This window comes from Paracoccus contaminans (assembly GCF_002105555.1).
Classification (GTDB): Bacteria; Pseudomonadota; Alphaproteobacteria; order Rhodobacterales; family Rhodobacteraceae; genus Paracoccus; species Paracoccus contaminans.
Window position 1 is genome coordinate 1144377 of sequence record NZ_CP020612.1, and the last position, 20624, is coordinate 1165000.

The 20624-nt window shown below is 63.1% G+C and carries 17 protein-coding genes, 1 tRNA gene and 2 rRNA genes (1 of these 20 only partly in view); 3 read left to right on the forward strand and 17 right to left on the reverse strand.

Annotation, left to right across the window (positions count from 1 at the left end):
- Nucleotide 1 precedes the first annotated feature (1 nt).
- The 14 genes from B0A89_RS05410 to B0A89_RS05475 form a co-directional block, all read right to left on the reverse strand.
- Nucleotides 2-1378: a site-specific DNA-methyltransferase gene (locus tag B0A89_RS05410; protein WP_085377265.1), complete on the reverse strand. Its 1377-nt coding sequence runs from the start codon at nt 1376-1378 to the stop codon at nt 2-4.
- A 411-nt stretch (nt 1379-1789) separates the two neighbouring features.
- Complete coding sequence (locus B0A89_RS05415) at nt 1790-2218, reverse strand: DUF6362 family protein (protein ID WP_085377266.1); 429 nt, start codon at nt 2216-2218, stop codon at nt 1790-1792.
- A complete protein-coding gene (locus B0A89_RS05420; RefSeq protein WP_085377267.1) occupies nt 2215-2421 on the reverse strand; it encodes a hypothetical protein in 207 nt (68 codons plus the stop codon). The genes B0A89_RS05415 and B0A89_RS05420 overlap by 4 nt, the downstream gene beginning before the upstream one ends.
- A complete protein-coding gene (locus tag B0A89_RS05425; protein WP_085377268.1) occupies nt 2418-2954 on the reverse strand; it encodes a hypothetical protein in 537 nt (178 codons plus the stop codon). The genes B0A89_RS05420 and B0A89_RS05425 overlap by 4 nt, the downstream gene beginning before the upstream one ends.
- Nucleotides 2955-3421: 467 nt before the next feature.
- Nucleotides 3422-5800, reverse strand: a complete 2379-nt coding sequence (locus B0A89_RS05430) for an AAA family ATPase (RefSeq protein ID WP_169712138.1) — start codon at nt 5798-5800, stop codon at nt 3422-3424.
- Nucleotides 5752-6519: a PD-(D/E)XK nuclease family protein gene (locus B0A89_RS05435; protein WP_085377269.1), complete on the reverse strand. Its 768-nt coding sequence runs from the start codon at nt 6517-6519 to the stop codon at nt 5752-5754. The genes B0A89_RS05430 and B0A89_RS05435 overlap by 49 nt, the downstream gene beginning before the upstream one ends.
- Nucleotides 6519-6935, reverse strand: a complete 417-nt coding sequence (locus tag B0A89_RS15130; RefSeq protein ID WP_240558652.1) for a DUF6511 domain-containing protein — start codon at nt 6933-6935, stop codon at nt 6519-6521. Before B0A89_RS15130 ends, B0A89_RS05435 begins: the two co-directional genes overlap by 1 nt.
- Complete coding sequence (locus B0A89_RS05445; protein ID WP_240558653.1) at nt 6932-8593, reverse strand: DEAD/DEAH box helicase; 1662 nt, start codon at nt 8591-8593, stop codon at nt 6932-6934. The genes B0A89_RS15130 and B0A89_RS05445 overlap by 4 nt, the downstream gene beginning before the upstream one ends.
- 41 nt (nt 8594-8634) lie before the next feature.
- On the reverse strand, nt 8635-9231 hold the full coding sequence (locus tag B0A89_RS05450) for a hypothetical protein (RefSeq protein WP_085377272.1): 597 nt from the start codon (nt 9229-9231) through the stop codon (nt 8635-8637).
- 19 nt (nt 9232-9250) lie between these two features.
- Nucleotides 9251-10120, reverse strand: coding sequence for an ATP-binding protein (locus B0A89_RS05455; RefSeq protein ID WP_085377273.1), 870 nt, complete (start codon nt 10118-10120; stop codon nt 9251-9253).
- Nucleotides 10117-10605, reverse strand: coding sequence for a hypothetical protein (locus tag B0A89_RS05460; RefSeq protein WP_085377274.1), 489 nt, complete (start codon nt 10603-10605; stop codon nt 10117-10119). The genes B0A89_RS05455 and B0A89_RS05460 overlap by 4 nt, the downstream gene beginning before the upstream one ends.
- A gap of 27 nt (nt 10606-10632) precedes the next feature.
- Entirely contained in the window at nt 10633-10998 is a 366-nt protein-coding gene (locus B0A89_RS05465) for a hypothetical protein (RefSeq protein ID WP_240558654.1), read from the reverse strand.
- Entirely contained in the window at nt 10995-11198 is a 204-nt protein-coding gene (locus B0A89_RS05470; RefSeq protein ID WP_071166986.1) for a helix-turn-helix transcriptional regulator, read from the reverse strand. The genes B0A89_RS05465 and B0A89_RS05470 overlap by 4 nt, the downstream gene beginning before the upstream one ends.
- Nucleotides 11199-11399: 201 nt before the next feature.
- Complete coding sequence (locus B0A89_RS05475) at nt 11400-12083, reverse strand: hypothetical protein (protein ID WP_085377275.1); 684 nt, start codon at nt 12081-12083, stop codon at nt 11400-11402.
- A gap of 108 nt (nt 12084-12191) precedes the next feature.
- On the opposite strand from B0A89_RS05475, the gene B0A89_RS05480 reads away from it, so the two are divergent.
- From B0A89_RS05480 to B0A89_RS05490, 3 genes are all read left to right on the forward strand, one after another.
- Nucleotides 12192-12869, forward strand: a complete 678-nt coding sequence (locus tag B0A89_RS05480) for a LexA family transcriptional regulator (RefSeq protein WP_085377276.1) — start codon at nt 12192-12194, stop codon at nt 12867-12869.
- A 359-nt stretch (nt 12870-13228) separates the two neighbouring features.
- Nucleotides 13229-15943, forward strand: coding sequence for an ATP-dependent DNA helicase (locus B0A89_RS05485; RefSeq protein ID WP_205949778.1), 2715 nt, complete (start codon nt 13229-13231; stop codon nt 15941-15943).
- A 119-nt stretch (nt 15944-16062) separates the two neighbouring features.
- On the forward strand, nt 16063-17964 hold the full coding sequence (locus B0A89_RS05490) for a DUF7017 domain-containing protein (RefSeq protein WP_205949779.1): 1902 nt from the start codon (nt 16063-16065) through the stop codon (nt 17962-17964).
- Nucleotides 17965-18133: 169 nt separating this feature from the next.
- Here B0A89_RS05490 and B0A89_RS05495 read toward each other — a convergent pair.
- From B0A89_RS05495 to B0A89_RS05505, 3 genes are all read right to left on the reverse strand, one after another.
- Nucleotides 18134-18210, reverse strand: a tRNA-Met gene (locus B0A89_RS05495).
- Nucleotides 18211-18299: 89 nt separating this feature from the next.
- Nucleotides 18300-18414 (reverse strand): 5S ribosomal RNA (gene rrf / locus B0A89_RS05500).
- 92 nt (nt 18415-18506) lie between these two features.
- Nucleotides 18507-20624, reverse strand: a 23S ribosomal RNA gene (locus B0A89_RS05505); it runs 710 nt beyond the window's last position.

Here is a 20624-nt window from a genome sequence, read left to right on the forward strand (position 1 = left end):
GTCACGCGGCGGTCTTGCGCTTTCGCGCGGGTTCGGGAGCTGCGTCCGTGTCCGGCGCGTCGGCCGGGGGTTCGGCGTCGTTGCCCAGTCGCTCGGTTCTCACCTGCGCAAAGGTCCGACCGTCGCCGTCGAGGATTGCGTCGCGGCCCGACTCGGCCTGCCAGCGCTCCACGGCGACATCGACATAGGCCGGGCTGATCTCCATCGCGAAGACGCGCCGGCCATTGGCTTCGCCCGCCATGATCTGCGAGCCGGAGCCCGAAAACGGCTCGTAGCAAAGCCCGCCTCGGGCGACGTGCTGACGCATCGGGATACCGAAGGCGTCGAGCGGTTTCGGCGTGGGGTGATCGGGCCGATCATCCTTGGCGAAACTTGGCAGCGCCCATGTCGAGGGCAGCGTTTCCTCGGCCACCTTCGGTGGTCGGTTCGGACGGCGCCAGCCCATGAAACAGGGCTCGTGCTTCCAGAGGTAGTGCGACCGGGTCAGAACCCCGCGATCCTTCACCCAGATGATCTGCTGGTGGACGAAGGCGCCGGCCTTTTCCCAGCAGGCTTCCAGCATCGCCTGGCGGCGCGAGGCGTGCCAGCAATACCAGGCGGCATCCTCGGTGATCGCCTCAGCGACTGCGGCGGCGATGAAGCCGTCATAGAGGTCCGCGCCCTGGCTACTGTCATCCCAGGTCACGCCGTAGGACTGGCTCCAGTCCTTGTTGCGCGTGGGATGGTTCGAGCCGTCGTAGTCCACCAGATAGGGCGGGTCCGTCGCGAACAGGATCGCGCGCTCGCCATTCATCAGGCGGCGCACGTCGGCCGCGCTGGTGCTGTCGCCGCAGAGCAGGCGGTGGTCGCCAAGGATCCACAGATCGCCGGTGCGCGACGCAGGATTGCGCGGCGGTTCGGGGATGGTCACCGGCGGCATGGAGCCCCCGGCGCCACCTTCTTGCCCGTCCTCTTCCGGCACGAACGCCAGCAGCTTGTCCAACTCGCCGTCCGAAAAGCCGACCAATGACAGGTCGAAATCCTCGGCCAGAAGATCGTTCAGTTCCGCCGACAGAAGCGCCTCGTCCCAGGTGCCGAGCTCGGTCAACTTGTTGTCGGCGATGCGGTATGCCCGGCGCTGCGCCTCGGTCAGATGCCCGAGTACGATCACCGGTGCTTCGGTCAGCCCCAGGTGCGTGGCGGCCAGCACCCGGCCATGGCCCGCGATCAACTCGCCCTCTTCGGCCACGAGGCAAGGCACGGTCCAACCGAACTCGGCCATGCTGGCGGCGATCTTGGCGACCTGGTCGTCGCCATGCGCCTTCGCATTGCGAGCATAGGGCTGGAGCTTCGCCAACGGCCACATCTCGATCCGATCCGGGGCAAAGCTCAGCGTCATCGTCGGGTCATTCCTCGGATCAGGTGGATACCCTTGGCTTCCGGACTCCGGGGTCCAGTCTGGACTCCACGCGGGGTCCAGCGGGCACCAGGGGTGTCCAGCTTCAAGGGTTTGAATTTGCAGTGTTTCAGGCGGGTTCAGGCGATGCTGGCTTCCGGGTGGCTTCCCAAAAATCCGGCCCTGTCGCTAGCGATGTACCGCGCTTCGCCCGCCAGCATACGAATATCGCCCGGAAGGAACCGCCAACTAGCCGGAGATGGACCCCGACCGGACTCTCGCTGAATACCGGAAGCCAGTGGCCCCCTGCCCCGCGCGCTCCTCTCCCGAGCATATCAACTTTCTAGCCCGGGAGAGGGCTTTCTGTCCCTTCGAAAACTGTCCGGCGGACAATTTTCTATCTGGCGCGCGGGGTTACGCGCCACTGGCCAGTTCGATCACGCGCTGCTTCGACAGGTTGCGGTTGAACCGCCGCTTGTTGAGGGTGAGGGCGATCACGGCGAGGCCGAATTGCCAGTGCTGATGCGCGGCGGATCGGTGCAGCCCCGCGGACCAGCAGATCTCCTTCCACCGCTCGCCGTGGGCTTTCATCCAGACGATGCGACCGTCCACGGGCTCGAGGCAGGCGGTCCACGTCAGGGTTTCCTCCATGCGGCTAATCGCCTGCGGCGAGGGAAGCACGCGCATCGGTTTGGGTTCCTGCCCGACTTTGTCGCCAAAGCTGTGCAAGACCGCAGGCCAGGTGCTGAAGTAACCCTGCCTGCGGGGCTCGGGCAGACGCTTCAGGACGAAGGCGGCTTCGGCCAGGCGTTCTTCGACCAGCGAGGGGGTCCAGACGTTCATCGCTGCACCTCCTGCCCGCTGGTGGCCGGGCCATAAAGCTTCTCGCCAAGCTGGCGCACCAGTTCCCGTTCGGGCCAAGTCAGGCGGTGATCGTCGAGGGCGACGGCCAACACGCGCTGTTCGCGCCAGCCATCACGCTTGACCTCATCGGGGTTCCGACGACGGCCGCCATAGCCTTTCGGCATGAAACGCATCCCGGTCATCGCAGGCCCCCCTTAGTCTCGAGTGCCCAGAACAGGATCGCGATGGCATCAGCCTCGTTGTCATCGGCGGGACTGAAGCCCCTTGCCCGGGCGGCGGCAATCATCGCCGCCTTGTCGGCGTTGCCCTTGCCGGTGGCGTGGCGCTTGATCGTGCCGACCGGGACGCCCTCGTAAGGCACGCCCCGCAGTTCCGCCCATGCGGTCAGCGTGGCCATCAGCCCGCCATAGACATGGGCGGCGTCGGTTGCGGCGTGGCGACGGACCTCTTCGAACCAGATGGATGCGATGGGCCCGGACAGACGATCCAGCTCGCCTAGCCAGTTGGTGAATCGCAGATAGCGCATACCGCCGCCGTCGAAGCGGCCGGGACGGAAGGAGGCGGTGCCACTGGTGATCAGCCCATCAAGGCCGTGCAGCGCCCATCCCGTCGTGGTGCCGAGATCGAGGGCCAGCAGGGTGCGGCCAGACCGAACGGAAGTCGGCAGATCGGGGATGGCTGCATGGGGTCGGGTGGCGGGTGTCAGGTCAGCCATGGGTGGTCTCCTCTTCTGGTTGGCTGCTCGGTGAAAGGCGACATCGGGTGAATGTTGCGGAAGGTCGGGGCTGCGGTTCTCAGGTCGGGTGGTCAGACCAGCGACAGGCCACGCGCGCGAAACCCCTGGGGGTGGGCGAGGGAGAACCCGCCTGCGGCGTTCTCCCCCACCCCCGTAGGGGGTGGTTTCGCCCCCAAAACTTGGAACACCGATCAAGACACTGACAGCAAACGGGAATTCCAGTTTCGGGAGGTGGGTTTCGGCTGAACCTGCCGAAACTGGGTGCAGCGTAGCCGTTGCGGCTTCCGCGCAATCCTGCAGGGGCAGTTTCGGAAGCGGGCCGAAACTGGTCACAGCTGGACCCTGCGTGGTCCTGCGTGAGAATGGCGAGGCAGTCTCGGCAGCCGGGCCAATCTGGTTCAAACTGGTCCCTGCGCATTGCCGCGCGAAGCGATCTGCGGGGGCGATCATGGCCGTTCCCCCTCCGGATAGACCCAGACATGCGGGTTTTCGACCTCGAGGAGCGCGCCGGTCTGGGGCGATTTGTAATGGGTGGGCAGCACCGCAACGCGGACGGGCGTGACTTCGCCGGTCTCCGGATCGACTTCCTCGCCGCCCGTGGGCATGACCATTCCCTCGACGCATAGGTAGCCAAAGCGCGAGCGTGAGGGCCCAAGGCCATAGGGCGCTGCGTTGCGGACGAACTTGACCGCGCCCTTGGTGGCCTGCACGGCGATCCGGTCGCGGATGGCGTCCTTGCCGCCCAGACCGCCCTTGTTCTCGAAGACCTCGGCAAACTGGTTGACGGTGTAGAGCCGCCCCTCGGCCGCCTCCTCGAGCAGGATGGAGAGGATCACCTCCTGCTTGCGCACGCGCTCGGCGTCGTATTTCGCGCCAACCTCGGCGCGCACCAGGCGCTCGTTCATCGGGTTGATCTCGACCCACTGTCCACCAACCTTGTCGATCAGCTTCGAGGGCAGCGCCGGGCCATTCCTGAGCTCGATCTCGAGTTTCCGCTCCGGTGCGTCCTCGTCCGGCCGGTGCAGGATCAGGCCGGAGGTGTAGAAGCCCCGGAGCGCGCTGGCCCCCGACAGGGCGAGGAACGGATCATCCTTCAGCTGCTGCTTCGACAGTTTTCGCGTGTGATGGACCAGGATCACCCCGCAGGCCGGGTTGATGTAATCCCGCAGCACCTCGACCCGGTCCTTGAGGAAAAACATCATGGCGGTGTTGTCGTTTTCGCCGCCACTGCCCCCATGTGAATTGGCCGGCCCGCCGTCGAAAAGGTTGCGGATCGGGTCGATGCAGATGATGTCCGGGCTCACATCCGGAAAGGCCGCCTGAATGGCGCGCGCCACGCGCATGCTGCCCTCGGTATCGAGCAGCAGCTTCAGCTTCGGCGTTGCCACGAAGGTGTCGCGCGCGGCGGCCAGAACCCTGGCGGGCAGCGCGATCTGGCCCAACCGCTCGCGCAGGTAGTGATACTGGATCTCGGCCTGCAGGTAGAACACCCGCAGCGGGCGCGGCGGGGTGAAGCCGAGAAACGGCACCCCGGCAGCCATGTGCACGAGCCAGCTGATGGTCAGATCGCTCTTGCCGACCTTCGGCGCACCGCCCAGCACCAGCAAGCCACCCGGCGTCAGGACGCGGGGCGCGATGATGTCCTCGGGCATCGGGCTGGTATCGTCCAGCAGTGCGCCGAGCGTGAAGGTGGGCATTTCGCTGGGCGCGGGGGCCGCGCTGTCGAGGCGGACCAGCGGCGGCCCGTTCTTCTGGACATGCAGATCCCAGAGCCGCTCGGACTCGCGCTGCAGGCGCTCGATCGGCCAGGAGGGCCGCAACATGGCGGCGTTGTAGCCGCAGATCGCCTGCCAGCCCTCCTCCTTCGACATCCGGCCCTCGTGAACCATGCGGATGAAATGGCCGATTGCGGCCGATGCCCCCTCGAAGCGGGACCAGTCGTCCTGCCCACCCTCGCGCACCGGGGTCACCAGCACGTCGTCGAGGCGGGGCTTGTCCGGGGTGACACTGCCGCTGGCGACCATCCCGGCACCTGGCAAGGGCGGCATTTCGGCGACGCGCTCTGCGAACTCGTCGAGATCGACCTCGATGGAATGGTGCTCGCGGATTTGCACCAGGCGCTGGTTGCCATGCTTGTGATAGACAGTGCCTGCCACCCTGATCGGCTGGTGCGCGGACCGAAAATGCGTGTCGCCGCCGACCTTTAGGGCAATCTCGCCCCGCAGGCGGCAAAGACTGGCCAGCGCCGCCCCCTCGGCGGGTTCGGTCATCTTCCACCAAACATGTAGCTTGCTGGCACCTTCGGGCGTCCGCCCGCCGCTCTCGATGATCAGGGTGGGTTGACCCAGATGACGCAGCAGATGGGCGAGCTTGGCGGGGATGTCGCCCGCGTCGAGGTCGACGACCAGTGCCTGCATTTGCAGGACTTCTGCGGCTTTGGCCTGCCCTGCCCCGGCGACCGTGCCAGGGATCACATAGACGGCGGCCCCTTCGCGCCAGGCCCAGTTGGCAAATGTCGCAAGCTTTCCCGGTGCTGTGGCGTCAGCGTCGATCCAGACGTTGTGCGGTCGGCCCTCCTTGCCCTGCCCCATGTCGACAAAGCCTCGGACCGGGATCTGGCCCTCGCACCAGCCAAACACGACATCGAGGAACGTCGCGATCTGGACCGGGTCTGGCTCAACGCCAAACGGATCTTCTGCCGCCGGGGCGTCGTTGAACCAAAGGTCCGCGTCAGCGAAATCCTGCCATGGGCTGAAGTGGATGATCTTGTCGTCGCTCATGCGGGCAGCCCCCAGCAGCGCGCAGCCCACGGACAGAAGCGGCATTCGAAGAAATCGCGACTGGTGGCGATGCGTGGCAGCAGTTCGCCCGCGTCGGTCGCCTGGAGGATCCGCACGCCCCGGTCGGACATGCGCTGCGCGAGAGCAGCGTCGAAGGCGACCTGCTCGTGGTGCAGTTCGGCCGTATCCTTGTTGATCGCGGTGAACAGCGCCGGATTGGCCGATATGCCCGGGACCGTCGCCTCCATGTAGGCTTGGTAGAGCGCGATCTGCGCGGCATAGACCGGCTTCGCGACGGCGACGCCGTCCTTGACGCAGACCCGCCAGTTCTTGGCGTTCATGGTCTTGCATTCCCAGAGCGCGGGGGTGCCGATGCCAAGTGGCGCAGGTGCCGCGGCGATGATCCCGTCGACATGACCCCGAATGCGGCCGCCCGCGACAGAAAAGCCGAACTGCTCGCCGTCAGGCCGATTGCCCTTGCGGGTGTAGAGGTCGATCCCGGCCGCGCGCAGCCAGCGGATGGCCAGATCTTCGAGCTGGTGGCCGATCTCGAAGATCCGCAGCGTCTGGCCGCCGAAATCCGCGCCTTCATCCTTGGGCGCGCCCGCGAATTCGAACTGCAACGCGCGCTCGCAGGCATGGCCCAGCCGGGATGCGCCAAGATAGGTGCGGGGCGGGGTGGCCTCGCGCTCTGCGATCAGCGCGGCGTCGATGGCAGCGTTGACGCGTTCGGCAATGCCGGGGCGGTGGTTGTAGTCCAGCATCAGAACGGCACCTCCGCCGTGGCGGCGATGCGCGACATCTCGGCGCCGTAGCCTTCCAGCACCTCTTCGATCAGCGCCGTGACGTCGGCCGCCGTGAGATCGCGAAGCCGCTTGTCCCAGCCGATCCGGTCCATCGTCTGGCCCAGTCGCTTCATCACCAGCGCGATGGCCGCGCGCTCTTCCTCGGTCATTCCCTGCATGGTCAGTCCTTTGCGATGGCGGGCCGCGAACCATGCCTGGCAGGGCATCGAACAGAACCAGTGATGCTTGCGGGGGCGTGGTTTGACGGGATTAAAGAAGCCGAAGCCTTGCGCGGGGCGCAGGCAGACGGCGCAGGGCACGAAGCGTGGGTGCCAGAGGCGTGCACGGTTAGAAACCTGGTCGGGTGCAGATGCGACTTCCGCGACATGGTTCACGCCGCCCTCCCGATGTCCGGGCTGGCACGGCCAACGAGCTGGCGGATTTCGCGCTTGTTGAAGCCGAAGGTCATCAGCGCCGAGGCGCGATAGCGGGTCAGCCCGAAGTCCTGCCGGAACTCGGGGGGCAGATATTGCAGCTGCTTCTCGGTCGCAGCCTGCTTCAGCCAGCCCTTCGATTTGAACGCGCTCTCGTCGGTCTCGTATTCGTTCAGCCAGTCATCGGCCTGTGCGAGACAGACCGTCCGCTCCCCCACGCCGAGTAATCGGGGCGCGCGACCCTTCGCACCACCCACCGCGTGCCAGCGGCCTTCGAGAAAGAAGATTCCGCCCCAGGCATTGAAGCCATTGGCCATCAGCGCGGCGTCATCGCCGAAGAGATCGACCCATGCGAAGCTCGAGCGTTTCAGAAGGTCGATCTCGGACATGATGAAGCCCGAGAGCGGGATGGCATCTGGGCCTTCGCCGGGTTCCTCCACGTCGCGCGCGAACACCTCGCCGCAGAGAGGGCATTCCATGGCGGCAAGCGGGATCTCCGCTTCGCAAGCCGGGCAAGTCTTGGCCGGGGCGTCGCCGGTCTCGGTCTTGCCGTCCAGATCGACATCCTGTTCCAGCGTGCCGTGGAGCAGGCTCGATGTCCCAAAATCCAGCACGATGCAGTCGGTCTTGACGATGCCGGGGTGTTCCTCGGGATCTACTGTGCGCAGGCCCCGCCCGACCATCTGGATCATGGTGGATTTGTAGGAACTCGGCCGCAGCAGCACAATGCAGGAGGTGGGCGGATGGTCCCAGCCCTCGGTCAGCACCGCCACGTTGACGATCACGCGGATTTCGCCCGCGGCATAGGCGGCGAGGATTCGGCGGCGCGTGCCGGCATCGAGATCGCCATGGATGACGGCCGCCGAAACGCCTGCGCCGTTGAAGGCGGCCGCGACGTTTTCGGCATGAGCGACGGTGGAACAGAAGACCACGGTCGGCCGCTCGCTTGCCTTTTCTTGCCAGTGCCGCACGACCTCATCCGTCACCGGCGCGCGGTTCATGATCTGCGCGACTTCGGTCATGTCGTAGTCGGCAGCGCTCTTGCGCACGGCACGCAGTTGTTCCTGCACGCCCACGTCGATGACGAAGGTGCGGGGCGGGACGAGGTGACCCGAGGCAATCAGCTCGCCCAGCCGCACCTGGTCGCCGACATTGTCGAAGATCTCGCGCAGACCCTTGCGGTCGCCACGGTTCGGCGTCGCCGTGACGCCGAAGATCCGGCAGGCAGGATTGGCACCCCGGACATGATCGATGATACGGCGATAGCTGTCGGCCACGGCGTGATGCGCCTCGTCGATGACCAGAAGGTCGAGCGCGGGCATCGCCGCCAGATTGGCGGGTCGCGTGAGGGTCGGCACCATGGCGAAGGTCGCCCGCCCGGCCCAGCTCTTGGCCTCGGCATCGACGACGGAGGTGGTGATGTCAGGCGCGACCCGGCCGAACTTCGCCAAGTTCTGTGCGGTCAACTCCTCGCGATGCGCGAGGATGCAGGCCTTGGCATCACTGCCCTCAAGGGACTTGGCGACGACGGCCGACAGGGCGATGGTCTTGCCGAAGCCCGTCGAGGCGATGCTGAGGGTGTTGCCGTGATTGCAGAGCGCAGCGAGGCTGCGCTCCACGAAGAGGCTCTGACGGGGGCGAAGGCGCATGGATCAGACCCTCACTGCGCCCAGGAGGGACGACCCGGCACCGGCGACGCGGGCTGCTGGACCGGCTGCTGCGCCGCTGGTTGCGCGGGCGGGTGATATCCGGGCTGCGCCGAGAGCCCCATGTGCTGGGCGTAATCCCTATGGTCCGGCGTCACGGCGCTGCGGATTTCGTTCTTGTCGTCGCCGGTGGCATCGGTGCCGACATCGATCCGGGCGAGGAACTCGATCCCGTCCAGATCCCCGAGCCCGTTGATCCGGCGCGCCGCTTGCACCTGCGGGGACTGGTCCTTGTCGGAAATCCCCCGCGCCGAGTTCAGCATGCCGCGGATCATGCTGCGGCCCATGTTGGCCCATTCCGGTCCCTTCGGGCTGTAGAGGCCGATCAGCGTGAAGATCTTGCGCCGGGCATACTGCCCCTCGGTGACGGTGAACTCGCCGTTGAGGTACACCGCGCCGGTCGAGCCGCGCGTGGCATAGCCGCCCGTCCAGCCTTGCGAGGCATCATCGAAACCGCCGGGGCGGATCGTCAGCCGCACCTTGGCCAGCGTGCCCTTGGGGATGAGGTTGGTGTTGGACTGGGCGTCGTTGAAGTCGTTCCAGGAACCCATGGGGTGTCTCCTTTGCGGATCAGGATTGCGGATGGGGGTGATCGGCCGCCCCGTCGGCGGGCGGCGTGAAGGTCAGGCGCCTTGGCGCGGGCGTGCCGGGGGCGCGGATCTTGTCCATCAGGCGGCCGAGATGCGGCTCTTCCACTTGGCCGAGGCGACCGGAACGATCCTTGGCCGGGAAGCCCCAGGCGTTGATGGTGTGGCAGACGAAGGCGCGGTAGGGATCACCACCATCGGCCTTCAGCTCGGCCATGGTGATCACCTCGTCGACGATCCCTGGCAGCTCGAGCCCGGTCTTCGAGCCGTCGATCTGCGGCTGGAAGATGCGCCGGTTGAAGTCGTCGAACTTCTCGTCGAGGATCCCGACGAACCAGACGTTGCGCCCCCGGGTGTGCTGAAGGTGGGTCAGCCAGGCGATCATCTCGCGCCCGTGCAACCCGTAGGCCCCGCGCACATCCGGCTTGCCGGTCTTCTCCGACACCGCCTCGGGCTGGCACTTGCACCATTGGAAGCAGAGCCGCCCCGCCACGGTGATCGAGTCGACGAAGATCGTGTCGTAGCGATCGAGCGCGGCCGAATCGCCGAACTTCTGGCAGACGGCAGCATGATGCGCGGGGCTGTAGGGCTGTTCGTCGTGCAGGGCCGGATTGGGCCCGCCGATGAACACCGCGAAATCCCGACACTCCGCCCATGTGCGCGGCCGGATGCTGTCACCCGGCCAGCCCTCGATGGCCAGATCGCCAGCCTCGAGATCCATGAACAGCGTGCGGGCCGGGTCGAGCGTCCAGAGCAGGCTGGTCTTGCCGATGCCGGATTTGCCGAAGATGCAGCCCTTGATGCCGCGCGGCTCGGCCAGCCGCTCGTCGGCGGTGATGATGGGCAGGCTCACGCGCGATCCTCCTGCGGCAGGAGATCGATCTTCAGCGTGCCGGTCTTGACGGTGCGGGCGGGCTCGAAGCCCTGGCGGATCGCCTCGGGCCAGGCGATATAGGCACGCTCGGGCACCTTGAAGCTGATCTCGACATATTCGGCCGGATCCTCTCCCGCGGCGCGGATGCGCTCGACCATGGCGGCGAGCTTGGCTTGGTCCCATTCAACGCGCTTCGGCAGGTCGGCGACCACCGTGAAATCACCGTCGACAATGCGGACGGTACCAGTGTCCTTGCCGCAGGCGCGGCGTGCCTCGGCAGCTCGGGCGGCGTAGCGTACCTCGAGCGCGGTGGAAAAGCGCGCGGTGACGGCCTTCATCTGCTTGGCCGCGGCGTCGATTTCGCGCTGCAGGGCGGCCAGAAGCTCGACAGGAAGCTGGGCGATCTCGCCAGCCGGAAGGTTGATCAGCTGATCGATGCTGGGGGTGTTCTGCGGGAACGTCATGGGGGGCTCCGTGATAGGGGAATGGGGTCAGGCGGCCGCGAGGAGACGCACCGAAAGGGAGGGACCGGCCTGGCGCGGCTTGGTCCGGGCGATGGCGATGTAGGCGAACTGGTCGGGGCCGATCCGGGCCTGGACGAGGTGGACGAGGCCCTGCTCGGCGGCGCGCAGTGCGGCCGATGCCACCAGGCGAAGGGTGCGCTGCTGTTCAGGGGGCAGTTTCGAGATGACGGAGGTCGCGTCGACTGCGAGAAAGCCGCGGTGGTAGACGAGCGTCTCCCCGGGTGCGGCCTGCGCGATCCAGGCCGAAAGCCCGACCTCGTCTAGGGCCGGTCCTCCCGCGCCGAAGATCGACACGACGCCGGTGGCGCGGATGGTGGAATGCCGGGCCATCATGCCGCGCCCCGATCCGCAGTGCTGCGCCGCTGGCGGGCCTGTTCATAGGCCAGCACATCCTCGAGCCGGTAGACCACACGGCCCCCGATCTTCAGGAAGGCCGGGCCCTCGCCGGTCCAGCGCCAGCGTTCAAGGGTGCGCGCCGAAATGCTCCAGCGCGCGGCAAGTTCGGTCTGGTTCAGGCAGGTTCTGGTCTGCATCGTCCTCTCCCGGTGTTTCGTTGGGAGGAAGATGCACGGTGCGATGCGGGGATGTCGTCGGGATCAGAGTGGGATACGGCGGGGGATCAGCCGGACCGTTTCAATCATGGGGTGAATCGCATGTCGGAGGGATCGCTATCCCCCTCCATCCCCCGGTGCATCCATCAGAGGGGTTCCGGTAGGAGCCGCGGCGTGTCCGACTCAGACGCCTGCGAGCCGGTATGCCCCACGCTTGTTCGACTCGATGAGTAGCGGCCAATCTGTCTTGGACTTGAAGACGTCAGCCATCTTGAGGCTGCGCGACCCGGCCTGTGAGAGCACCGCCTTGCCGCTTTGCCACGGATCGCCCCGCATGGCCGCCGCATGCAGGATCCGCACGACCTGCGCCTGGATCGGACCGAGCCGGAACTCTCGGCCACTGCAGCGAACGCTTTGGTAGTCGGCCGATGCGTAAAACTTGCCAGCAGGCTTCAGGCCCGAGGCTCCGCCAAAGCCTGTCGCCGCCTCGAAACGATCGCGTTCTTCGCGCCTTAACACCAGATCCGGCTTGCGGATTTTCAGGCACTCGCGCGAACCGTAGAAGCAGGCATAGTCCGCCTTCGCTGTCCGGAACCGTGTGATGCTGACCTCGCCAAGGCGGAAGAGCTGGAAGACGTCGTGAACGTGCAGGTCCAGCAGCCCATTGAACAAGGACCGCTCGGTGGGGATCGAGAAGCAGCGGCCATCGTCGGTTTCCTCGAAATCACCGAACTCGATGGGAAGGTTCAGGATGCGGACCGACAGCCGCAGCTGGTCGTTCTCGGCCAGATAGACCAGATCGACCTCGGGCATCGACCAGCGGGCGAGGACTTCCGGCAGGGTGAAATACGCCTTTTCGATCTCCATCCGGGCCCCCGATTCCAATGCAATCTGTTTGGCTTTTGTTCTAGCCGCTTGACGATCCCAATTCAATCCTGTCTTATCCTATTCCATCCACAGCCCCTTGGGGAAAAGATGACCGAACATCACACCCTAGCCGACCGTCTGCGCGCCCGCTCCGATCAGCTCGGCCTGGCACCGGCCCATGTTGCGGAGATGGCCGGGGTCAACCGCTCCTTCGTCTATGACATCCTGCGCGGACGCTCTTCGCGCCCCAGCATCGACCGGCTGGCCGATGTCGCCCGCGTGCTGAAAGTAGACCGCGAATGGCTGATCCACGGCATCGGCGAGATCGAGGGCCCCTCCCCCTTCACCGAGAACCCCGAGGATACCTTCGTGGCGATCGCGCATGCGACGCCCCGCCCCGCCATGGGTGGCGGCGCAGTGGTGACCGAGGATGGCGACACGCCCGGTCGCGCCTACCACTTCCGCCAGTCGTGGATCCGCCACAAACTCAAGGCCAGCCCGTCGCAGCTCCGGATCATGCATGTGGAAGGCGACAGCATGGTCCCCACGCTGCAGGACGGGGATGCCGTGCTGGTCGACATGACGCGCCAGTTCCCCAGCCCTCCCGGCATCTTCGTTCTCGACGACGGCATGGGCCTCGTGGCCAAGCGCCTCGAGCACATCCCCAACAGCGACCCTCCGGCCGTTCGGGTGATCTCGGACAATCCGCTTTACCCCGCGTACGAGCGCACGGCTGACGAGATCCGCATCATCGGCCGCATCCGCTGGTTCGCGCGGGAGATTTGAGGATGGGTGGTGCCGCCCTGCGGCCCGGGGCCGGAAACGAAAAAGCGCCCGTGAGATTTCTCTCCGGGCGCACTTCTGCGATGATCAGAGGTTGAGTCAAGGGGGCAGGGTTGTCAACGCGTTTTTCTATTTATGTTCAAGGGCGTGAGCGAAGTACGAGATTTCAACTTCGTTCCGCGGAAATTCTCAAGGTTGCCCTCACAGTGAGGCTTGGCTAGCCTCCAGATAAGTTGGCGGAGTGTCATGCTTACCCCCCATTTCGGCCCGTTTTCAGAGGCATGCGATTGCAGGGTGATCTAGCGCAGAAGCCCGGGGGCTTTCCCCGCAAGAGGTGCCGAGCGCCAGTACAGGGGGACACGATGGATATGACGGGCGCAATAGCCTCGGAAGGCTTCGGCTTGCTGCTGCCTCTCTGGCCGGACCTGCATGCCCTGGCGGCCGAGGCAGAGCAGAATGCCGACAAGCTCCCTGATTTTTCGACCATCCGCCTACGCAGCTTTTCGGAGGCCATGGTTTGCCACCTTTTCCGACACCATGGCTTGCCACTGAACGACGACGAGAAGCAGTTCGACCGTTTGCAACTGCTGCAACATAATGATCTGCTGGATAGGCGGGTTCTAGGGCTCCTGCACACCATCCGGAAACTCGGAAACATCGCCGCGCACGGAAAACGTCCTGTATCGGCAGCTGAAGCCCGCAACCTGGTCGATGACGCCCTTTCGCTGACCGCTTGGTTCTGCCTTGAAATGCGCCCGGATATCGACTGGCAAGCGCAGCGACGTGCCGCGCCCATAACGCCTACGGCACATCACGAGACCTCGCAGGACATGTGTCCGGCCGTCGGCAGGGAGAAAGCCGCTGGCTTGGCCACCCTTTTCAGGCCACCGCAGACGCGGATCTCGTTGCGGGACATGTTCGAAGAGGAGCTCACGGCCGACCAGCAGAGGTGTATCTCGGCGCTCGATAGCTTCCTCGCCGATGACACCCAGCGGGTGTTTCTGCTGAAAGGCTACGCGGGAACGGGGAAAACCTTCCTTGCCGCCGGTATGACCGAGTTCTTGCTTGCCCAAGGGCGGATGTTCTCGCTTGCGGCCCCGACAGGGCGGGCAGCCAAAGTCATTGCCAAGAAAACGGGGCAGTCAGCGCGAACGATCCACAGCCTGATCTACGACTATAACGACATGACCGAGCAGACCGAAGATGACGACGACGGGTCAGCCACCTTCAAGATGATTGCCAAGATCCGGAACAATGATGACCCGGTCGATTCTGTTGCCATCATCGACGAAGCGTCGCTCGTATCGAACGTGTATTCCGAAAGTGAATTCTTCCGGTCTGGCAGCGGGCATCTGTTGCGGGATCTGATCGCGCATGTGGGGTCAACGCATTCAGGCAACGCCCGAAAGATCATCTTCATCGGCGATCCGGCGCAGCTGCCTCCGGTCGGCATGTCGACCTCTCCTGCCCTGGACGCGGATTACCTGCGTGAGACCTTCGCGCTTGATGCAGCCAGCTACGAGTTGACCGAAATCGTCCGCCAGAAAGCTGAAAGCGCGGTAATCCGCAATGTCATGCCCCTGCGCGAAGGCGTCACCAGTGGACGCTTCAGCAGCCTGACCTTCTCTTTCGACGATGACGTCATCCAACTGCCCAAGGACAGCGTCACGCCTCTCTACATGAAGATCCGCGAAGGACGCGGCCCCCAAGCGCCGATCATCGTGACCCATTCGAACACCGAAGCCGCCAATTTCAACCGCGCAATCCGGGCCGTACTGTTTCCGGGGAAGGCGTCCGTGGCCGCAGGGGACAGCGTGATCGTAGCGGCCAATGGCTTTTGCGGTCCGCATTACGTCGCCAATGGTGAAATCCTGCGGATCGACTCAGTTGAAACTACGGTCGAGCGACGGTCGGTGCAGTTGCTCCAGAAGCTCGGCAACAGCAATGTTTCGGAACCCATCAATGTTGCGCTAAATTTCCGAGAGGTCATAGTTGCCCTGCCGCAATCGGAGGGTGACGATCTCGTCCTGAAGGCAAAGATACTCGACGATTTTCTGCACGGCGACGACGCCAGCCTGGCATCTGCGCAGCAGCGCGCCCTTTACGTCGATTTTCTCAAGCGCCACAAGCATATCGACCGGAAGAAAGATCGTGATGCGTTCCAGTTGGCGCTGCGTTCGGATCCGTATTTCAACGCTCTTCGCCTCAGGTTTGGCTATGCCATTACCTGCCACAAGGCGCAGGGCGGCGAGTGGAGCCATGTGATCGTCAGTTGCGCAACCCCGCAGAACCCGCGCTCATCTGACTATTTTCGGTGGCTCTACACGGCCATGACCCGGACCAGCAGCAAGCTGTATCTTGTCGATCCGCCGGAGATCAGGCTGAAAGCGGCGGGAACCGGCTGGGTTACGCCGTCTTCCACAGAACCTGGCCCACAAAGCCCGGAGGCCGGCCCTCCCGACCAGCGAGCGATGGCCCCTGAACCAGATGGAAGGGCCCCCTCCCCGCCTATATCGCCACAATCCCTGTTTCGCACATGGCTTCAAACGGAAATCCGCAACAGGCTGGCTGACACTGGGATCGAGATCGAGGACGTCGCTCACCACCAGTATCGAGAAGCGTATTTCTTCAAGCGAGGCGCAGACGCTGTTCGGATAGACATCGGCTACAAGGGCAACTGGACTGTCTCTGGCGTGACATGCCCGAGGCCTGACGGCTTCGCCGAGGAAATCATGGCTCGCATCGCTGGATTGTCGGGCCAGAAACCAGGAACTGGCACTTCGAGTTCGGCCAGCGCGGGCGCGCCTGACCGACCGTTCTTGCGGGATTTCCATGACCGATTGATTGCCGCGCTGGCGAAGAAGGGCATCACCGCGGTCAACCTAAAGGAGCAGCAATGGAGCCAGCGCTACGTTATTGCGCGGGGCGCGGACTCGGTCACGGTCGACATCTTCTACAACGGCAGGAACCAGTTGACACGGTTCATGCCAATCAATCCATCTCCCACCCCGACACCATCACTCATCTCGCTGCAAGATGATGTCGGAACCGTTCTGACCGTCGAGGTTCACCCTTGAGCATCGTTAGCAGGAGCCGAAGCAACAGGGGTTTGGGTGGTGGAGGTTGGAACCATCGCTCGAAAGAGGTCACCGAACTCAGGAAAGGTGACCAACTTGATGCAGCTTACGCTCTCTCGGTGGAGCGCATCGCTGATTCCGAGGCTGACGACTATGACCGCGCCGCCTATGCATGGTGCCTCATTGCACTCGTTAAACAGCATTCAGCCGATGGAAAACAACAGAAGCTGTCCGAATATCTGGACCAACTACGGCGTTTCGAAGTCCCGGCCTCGGACGAGATGCTGGCAGAACATCGTGAGAAGGCTCTGTCACTCGTGGACCCCGACCGCCGCGCCATGCAGTCAGCTCGCAATTTGAGCAAGCAGGGCAAGCACGAAGAGGCCGCGAGGATCTACGCCGACCTCGATGCCAACGGCAAACTGGAGCTGGACGACCGAAAGGCCTGGGGGTGGGAACTCTACCGCCTGATCAAAGGCGAACTTGAAGGGTCGCAGGACGAGAAGCTGTCTCCGCCAGTCGTTCAGCGCGTGAAGAGGAACCTGAACACCTATCTGAAGCTGGCGATTGGCGGCCCCGACCTCCTGCACAGCCTCATGCTGCGTCAGGCGTTGCGGCTGGCAAAGGGCGAACAGCTCAAGCTGCTCCCGTTTCTTCGCCTCTGGAACCCGGATCAGTTCAGCGACGAGGACTTCGACCGGCAGACAGGAAAGGACGGCAAGACCTACCCGTCCCTCGTCGAGCAGGTTGTCCAGGCTGCGTCGGCGGAGGCCTCCCAGAGCGACCGCGCGGATGACCGCCATTTCATTCTGCCGCATGTGCAGACCGCGATGAAGCGCTTCCCGGATAATATCTGGCTCAAGTTAAATCTCGCGAAACTACTGCGGGGTATCGGGCGCATTGATGATTCGCTGAAGCTGGCCGTCGAATTTGCGCGCGAGAAGACTTCTGAATACTGGGCTTGGGAACTGATCGGTGACCTGGTGCCAAACGATACCGACCTGCGGCGGTCGTGCTATGCCAAGGCCCTGAGCTGTTCACAGGACGATGAATTCGTAGGAAAGGTCCGCCTCAAGTTCGCCGCCCTGCTGGAAGAAAGCCACCCTGCCGAAGCCCGGTTCGAGACAGAGCGTATGATTGCGCACCGCGCCCGCGCCGGATACGCGATTCCCCGTGAAGCACAGAGTCTTGTTGAAAGACTTGCAGCGGTCACCCCAAACGCGACGGATCGCGCCTTCTATGGCAGACTGAGCGATGCGGCGGAGGCTCTGCTCTTCTCGCACCTTCCGTGGACCGATGCTTGCCTCGGGGACGTTTTCACGATCGAGGGGCGAGATGGTCAGAAGCCTCGAAGGCGCCGCAGAATCTATGTGAAGGGAAATCCCTTCGCAATCGAACTGAGCCTGCCCGACAGCCATCCGGACATCCGCGGGTTGGCCGAAGGAACGCCGATCAAGTTGCAGTTTGAGACCTCAAAAGCCGGGCCAGCGCACACAATATTTCACCGGATCAGCCGCCGAGAAGATGGCACACCCATGGACATCATGCCGTTTCGGGTTGGTGTCATCGACCACATCAACCATGAAAAGTCTCTGATCCACGTGATCATCGCTCGCGGCGTGGATGGAACTTGCCCGAACTCGCTTCATCCGGGACAGCCCAAGATCGGGGCCGCCGTCGTGGTTCGCCTTGCAAAGCACCATTCAAAGAGCGGCGTGCGCACGCGTATTCTCGAAATCGCGCCCACCGAACAATCACCTTCTCCGGATGTCTGTCGCCCATTCCGCGACGCAACGAACGTGACGCCGAGCGGGCTGGGGTTCACACGTGGAGATATCTTCATTCCGCCTCACATGATCAATGCCGAAGGGATACAGGCGGGTGATCTTGTGGAAGGCGTGGCCATTACAAGTTTCGACAAGAAGCGTGGGAAATGGGGAATGAAGGCGATCCAAGCGAAAGTCGTCGCGCGAAATCACTTCGACTTTGGAAATGACGTCGAGGCGGACTACGATGACTAATAGCGCCTTCTTCAACTCTAGGGAACACAGCAGGCGCCGTGTTGAATCGCCTATGCGCTTGATTACGCGGCACTTCTCGCCCTCTTGCTTCCACAGTGCTTCCACGGGCGGTGGAAACGCAAACGCCGCCCCGGAGGGCGGCGTCTAAGCGTTTGATAACACGTATTTTTGGTTGCGGGGGTAGGATTTGAACCTACGACCTTCAGGTTATGAGCCTGACGAGCTACCGGGCTGCTCTACCCCGCGACCGTGCCGCGGCTGCGGCTTGGTTTTTCCCGCTGGATGATTTTTTGCGGGGAATTGGATCGTTCGGAGAGGATTGCGTTTCTTTCCAGGTCTGGCGGTGACCTACTCTCCCGCGTCTTGAGACGCAGTACCATTGGCGCGACGGCGCTTAACGGCCGAGTTCGGGATGGGATCGGGTGTTTCGCTCGTGCTATGGCCACCAGACCGGGAAAGAAACGCTCAGCGTGTCCCCTTTCGGGGACGCCTTGTCCAAGTTGCTTTTGAGGGAAGGACAGATGGTCTGTCTTCTTCCGGATCAAATCAAGCCAATCGAGCCATTAGTACCGGTCAACTGAACGCATTGCTGCGCTTACATCTCCGGCCTATCGACGTGGTGGTCTTCCACGGCTCTCGAGGGATACCTTGTTTTGAGGGGGGCTTCACGCTTAGATGCCTTCAGCGTTTATCCTGTCCGTTCATAGCTACCCAGCACTGCCGTTGGCACGACAACTGGTCCACCAGTGGAACGTTCACCCCGGTCCTCTCGTACTAGGGGCAACTCCTCTCAAGTATCCTACACCCACGGCAGATAGGGACCGAACTGTCTCACGACGTTCTAAACCCAGCTCACGTACCTCTTTAAATGGCGAACAGCCATACCCTTGGGACCTGCTCCAGCCCCAGGATGAGATGAGCCGACATCGAGGTGCCAAACGATGCCGTCGATATGGACTCTTGGGCATCATCAGCCTGTTATCCCCAGCGTACCTTTTATCCGTTGAGCGATGGCCCTCCCACTTGGGACCACCGGATCACTATGGCCGTCTTTCGACTCTGCTCGACTTGTCAGTCTTGCAGTCAGGCTGGCTTCTGCCATTGCACTCAACGAGCGATTTCCGACCGCTCTGAGCCAACCTTCGCGCGCCTCCGTTACTCTTTAGGAGGCGACCGCCCCAGTCAAACTACCCACCACGCAGGGTCCCGGACCCGGATAACGGGCCGCGGTTAGACATCAAGAGTGCGAAGGGTGGTATCTCAAGGATGGCTCCACGGGAACTGGCGTCCCCGCTTCAAAGCCTACCACCTATCCTGCACATCACAATCCTGATGCCAGTGCGAAGCTATAGTAAAGGTGCATGGGGTCTTTCCGTCTAACCGCGGGAAGTCTGCATCTTCACAGACAATTCAATTTCGCTGAGTCCACGTTTGAGACAGCGGGGAGATCGTTACGCCATTCGTGCAGGTCGGAACTTACCCGACAAGGAATTTCGCTACCTTAGGACCGTTATAGTTACGGCCGCCGTTTACCGGGGCTTCAATTCGGAGCTTGCACCCCTCCTTTTAACCTTCCGGCACCGGGCAGGCGTCAGACTGTATACGTCGCCTTACGGCTTCGCACAGCCCTGTGTTTTAAGTAAACAGTCGCCACCCCCTGGTTTGTGCCCCCTGCCCACAGTTGCCTGCAAACAGGGCCTCCTTCTCGCGAACTTACGGAGGTATTTTGCCGAGTTCCTTAAACGTGGTTCTCTCAAGCGCCTTGGTATTCTCTACCAGTCCACCTGTGTCGGTTTAGGGTACGATCTTGTGGAGGGCTATTTCCAGGGACCCCGCAGCTGCCAGACCAATCCAGTAAGGACTGACAACATCAAGGATCCGTCACCATCTCCTGGCCCAGGAATATTAACCTGGTTCCCATCGACTACGCCTTTCGGCCTCGCCTTAGGGGTCGGCTTACCCTGCTCAGATTAGCTTTAAGCAGGAACCCTTGGACTTTCGGCGACAGGGTCTCTCACCCTGTTTGTCGCTACTCATGTCAACATTCTCGCTTCTGATCACTCCACCGGATGCCTTACAGCCCGGCTTCACAGTAAAGCTCGCGCCTCCGCTGCCCCGAAGGACAGAAGAGGCAAGAGCTTATATCACAGAACGCTCCGCTACCGCGTGCATATGCACACCCAAAGCTTCGGCTCGTGGCTTGAGCCCCGTTACATCTTCGCCGCAAGACCTCTTGACTAGACCAGTGAGCTGTTACGCTATCTTTAAAGGATGGCTGCTTCTAAGCCAACCTCCTGGTTGTTTTGGAAGTCTCACATGCTTTCCCACTTAGCCACGAATTGGGGGCCTTAGCTGTTGGTCAGGGTTGTTTCCCTCTCCACGACGGACGTTAGCACCCGCCGTGTGTCTCCCGGATAGTACTCCTGGGTATTCGGAGTTTGCTTAGACTCAGTAAGGCTGTGGGCCCCCATCATCCATGCAGTGCTCTACCCCCCAGGGTATTCGTCCGAGGCGCTACCTAAATAGCTTTCGCGGAGAACCAGCTATCTCCAGATTTGATTGGCCTTTCACCCCTAGCCACACGTCATCCGGACCCTTTTCAACGGGTGTCGGTTCGGACCTCCAGTTGGTGTTACCCAACCTTCATCCTGCACATGGCT

What these genes read in the sequence shown, in the direction of transcription:
- B0A89_RS05430 (WP_169712138.1), bottom strand. Translation starts at nt 5,800, where the DNA reads ATGCCGCTTCTGTCCGTGGGCTGCGCGCTGCTGGGGGCTGCCCGCATG.
- B0A89_RS05415 (WP_085377266.1), bottom strand. Translation starts at nt 2,218, where the DNA reads ATGAACGTCTGGACCCCCTCGCTGGTCGAAGAACGCCTGGCCGAAGCC.
- B0A89_RS05470 (WP_071166986.1), bottom strand. Translation starts at nt 11,198, where the DNA reads ATGCAGACCAGAACCTGCCTGAACCAGACCGAACTTGCCGCGCGCTGG.
- B0A89_RS05480 (WP_085377276.1), top strand. Translation starts at nt 12,192, where the DNA reads ATGACCGAACATCACACCCTAGCCGACCGTCTGCGCGCCCGCTCCGAT.
- B0A89_RS05435 (WP_085377269.1), bottom strand. Translation starts at nt 6,519, where the DNA reads ATGCTGGACTACAACCACCGCCCCGGCATTGCCGAACGCGTCAACGCT.
- B0A89_RS05475 (WP_085377275.1), bottom strand. Translation starts at nt 12,083, where the DNA reads ATGGAGATCGAAAAGGCGTATTTCACCCTGCCGGAAGTCCTCGCCCGC.
- B0A89_RS05420 (WP_085377267.1), bottom strand. Translation starts at nt 2,421, where the DNA reads ATGACCGGGATGCGTTTCATGCCGAAAGGCTATGGCGGCCGTCGTCGG.
- B0A89_RS05425 (WP_085377268.1), bottom strand. Translation starts at nt 2,954, where the DNA reads ATGGCTGACCTGACACCCGCCACCCGACCCCATGCAGCCATCCCCGAT.
- B0A89_RS05485 (WP_205949778.1), top strand. Translation starts at nt 13,229, where the DNA reads ATGGATATGACGGGCGCAATAGCCTCGGAAGGCTTCGGCTTGCTGCTG.
- B0A89_RS05465 (WP_240558654.1), bottom strand. Translation starts at nt 10,998, where the DNA reads ATGATGGCCCGGCATTCCACCATCCGCGCCACCGGCGTCGTGTCGATC.
- B0A89_RS05460 (WP_085377274.1), bottom strand. Translation starts at nt 10,605, where the DNA reads ATGACGTTCCCGCAGAACACCCCCAGCATCGATCAGCTGATCAACCTT.
- B0A89_RS05410 (WP_085377265.1), bottom strand. Translation starts at nt 1,378, where the DNA reads ATGACGCTGAGCTTTGCCCCGGATCGGATCGAGATGTGGCCGTTGGCG.
- B0A89_RS05450 (WP_085377272.1), bottom strand. Translation starts at nt 9,231, where the DNA reads ATGGGTTCCTGGAACGACTTCAACGACGCCCAGTCCAACACCAACCTC.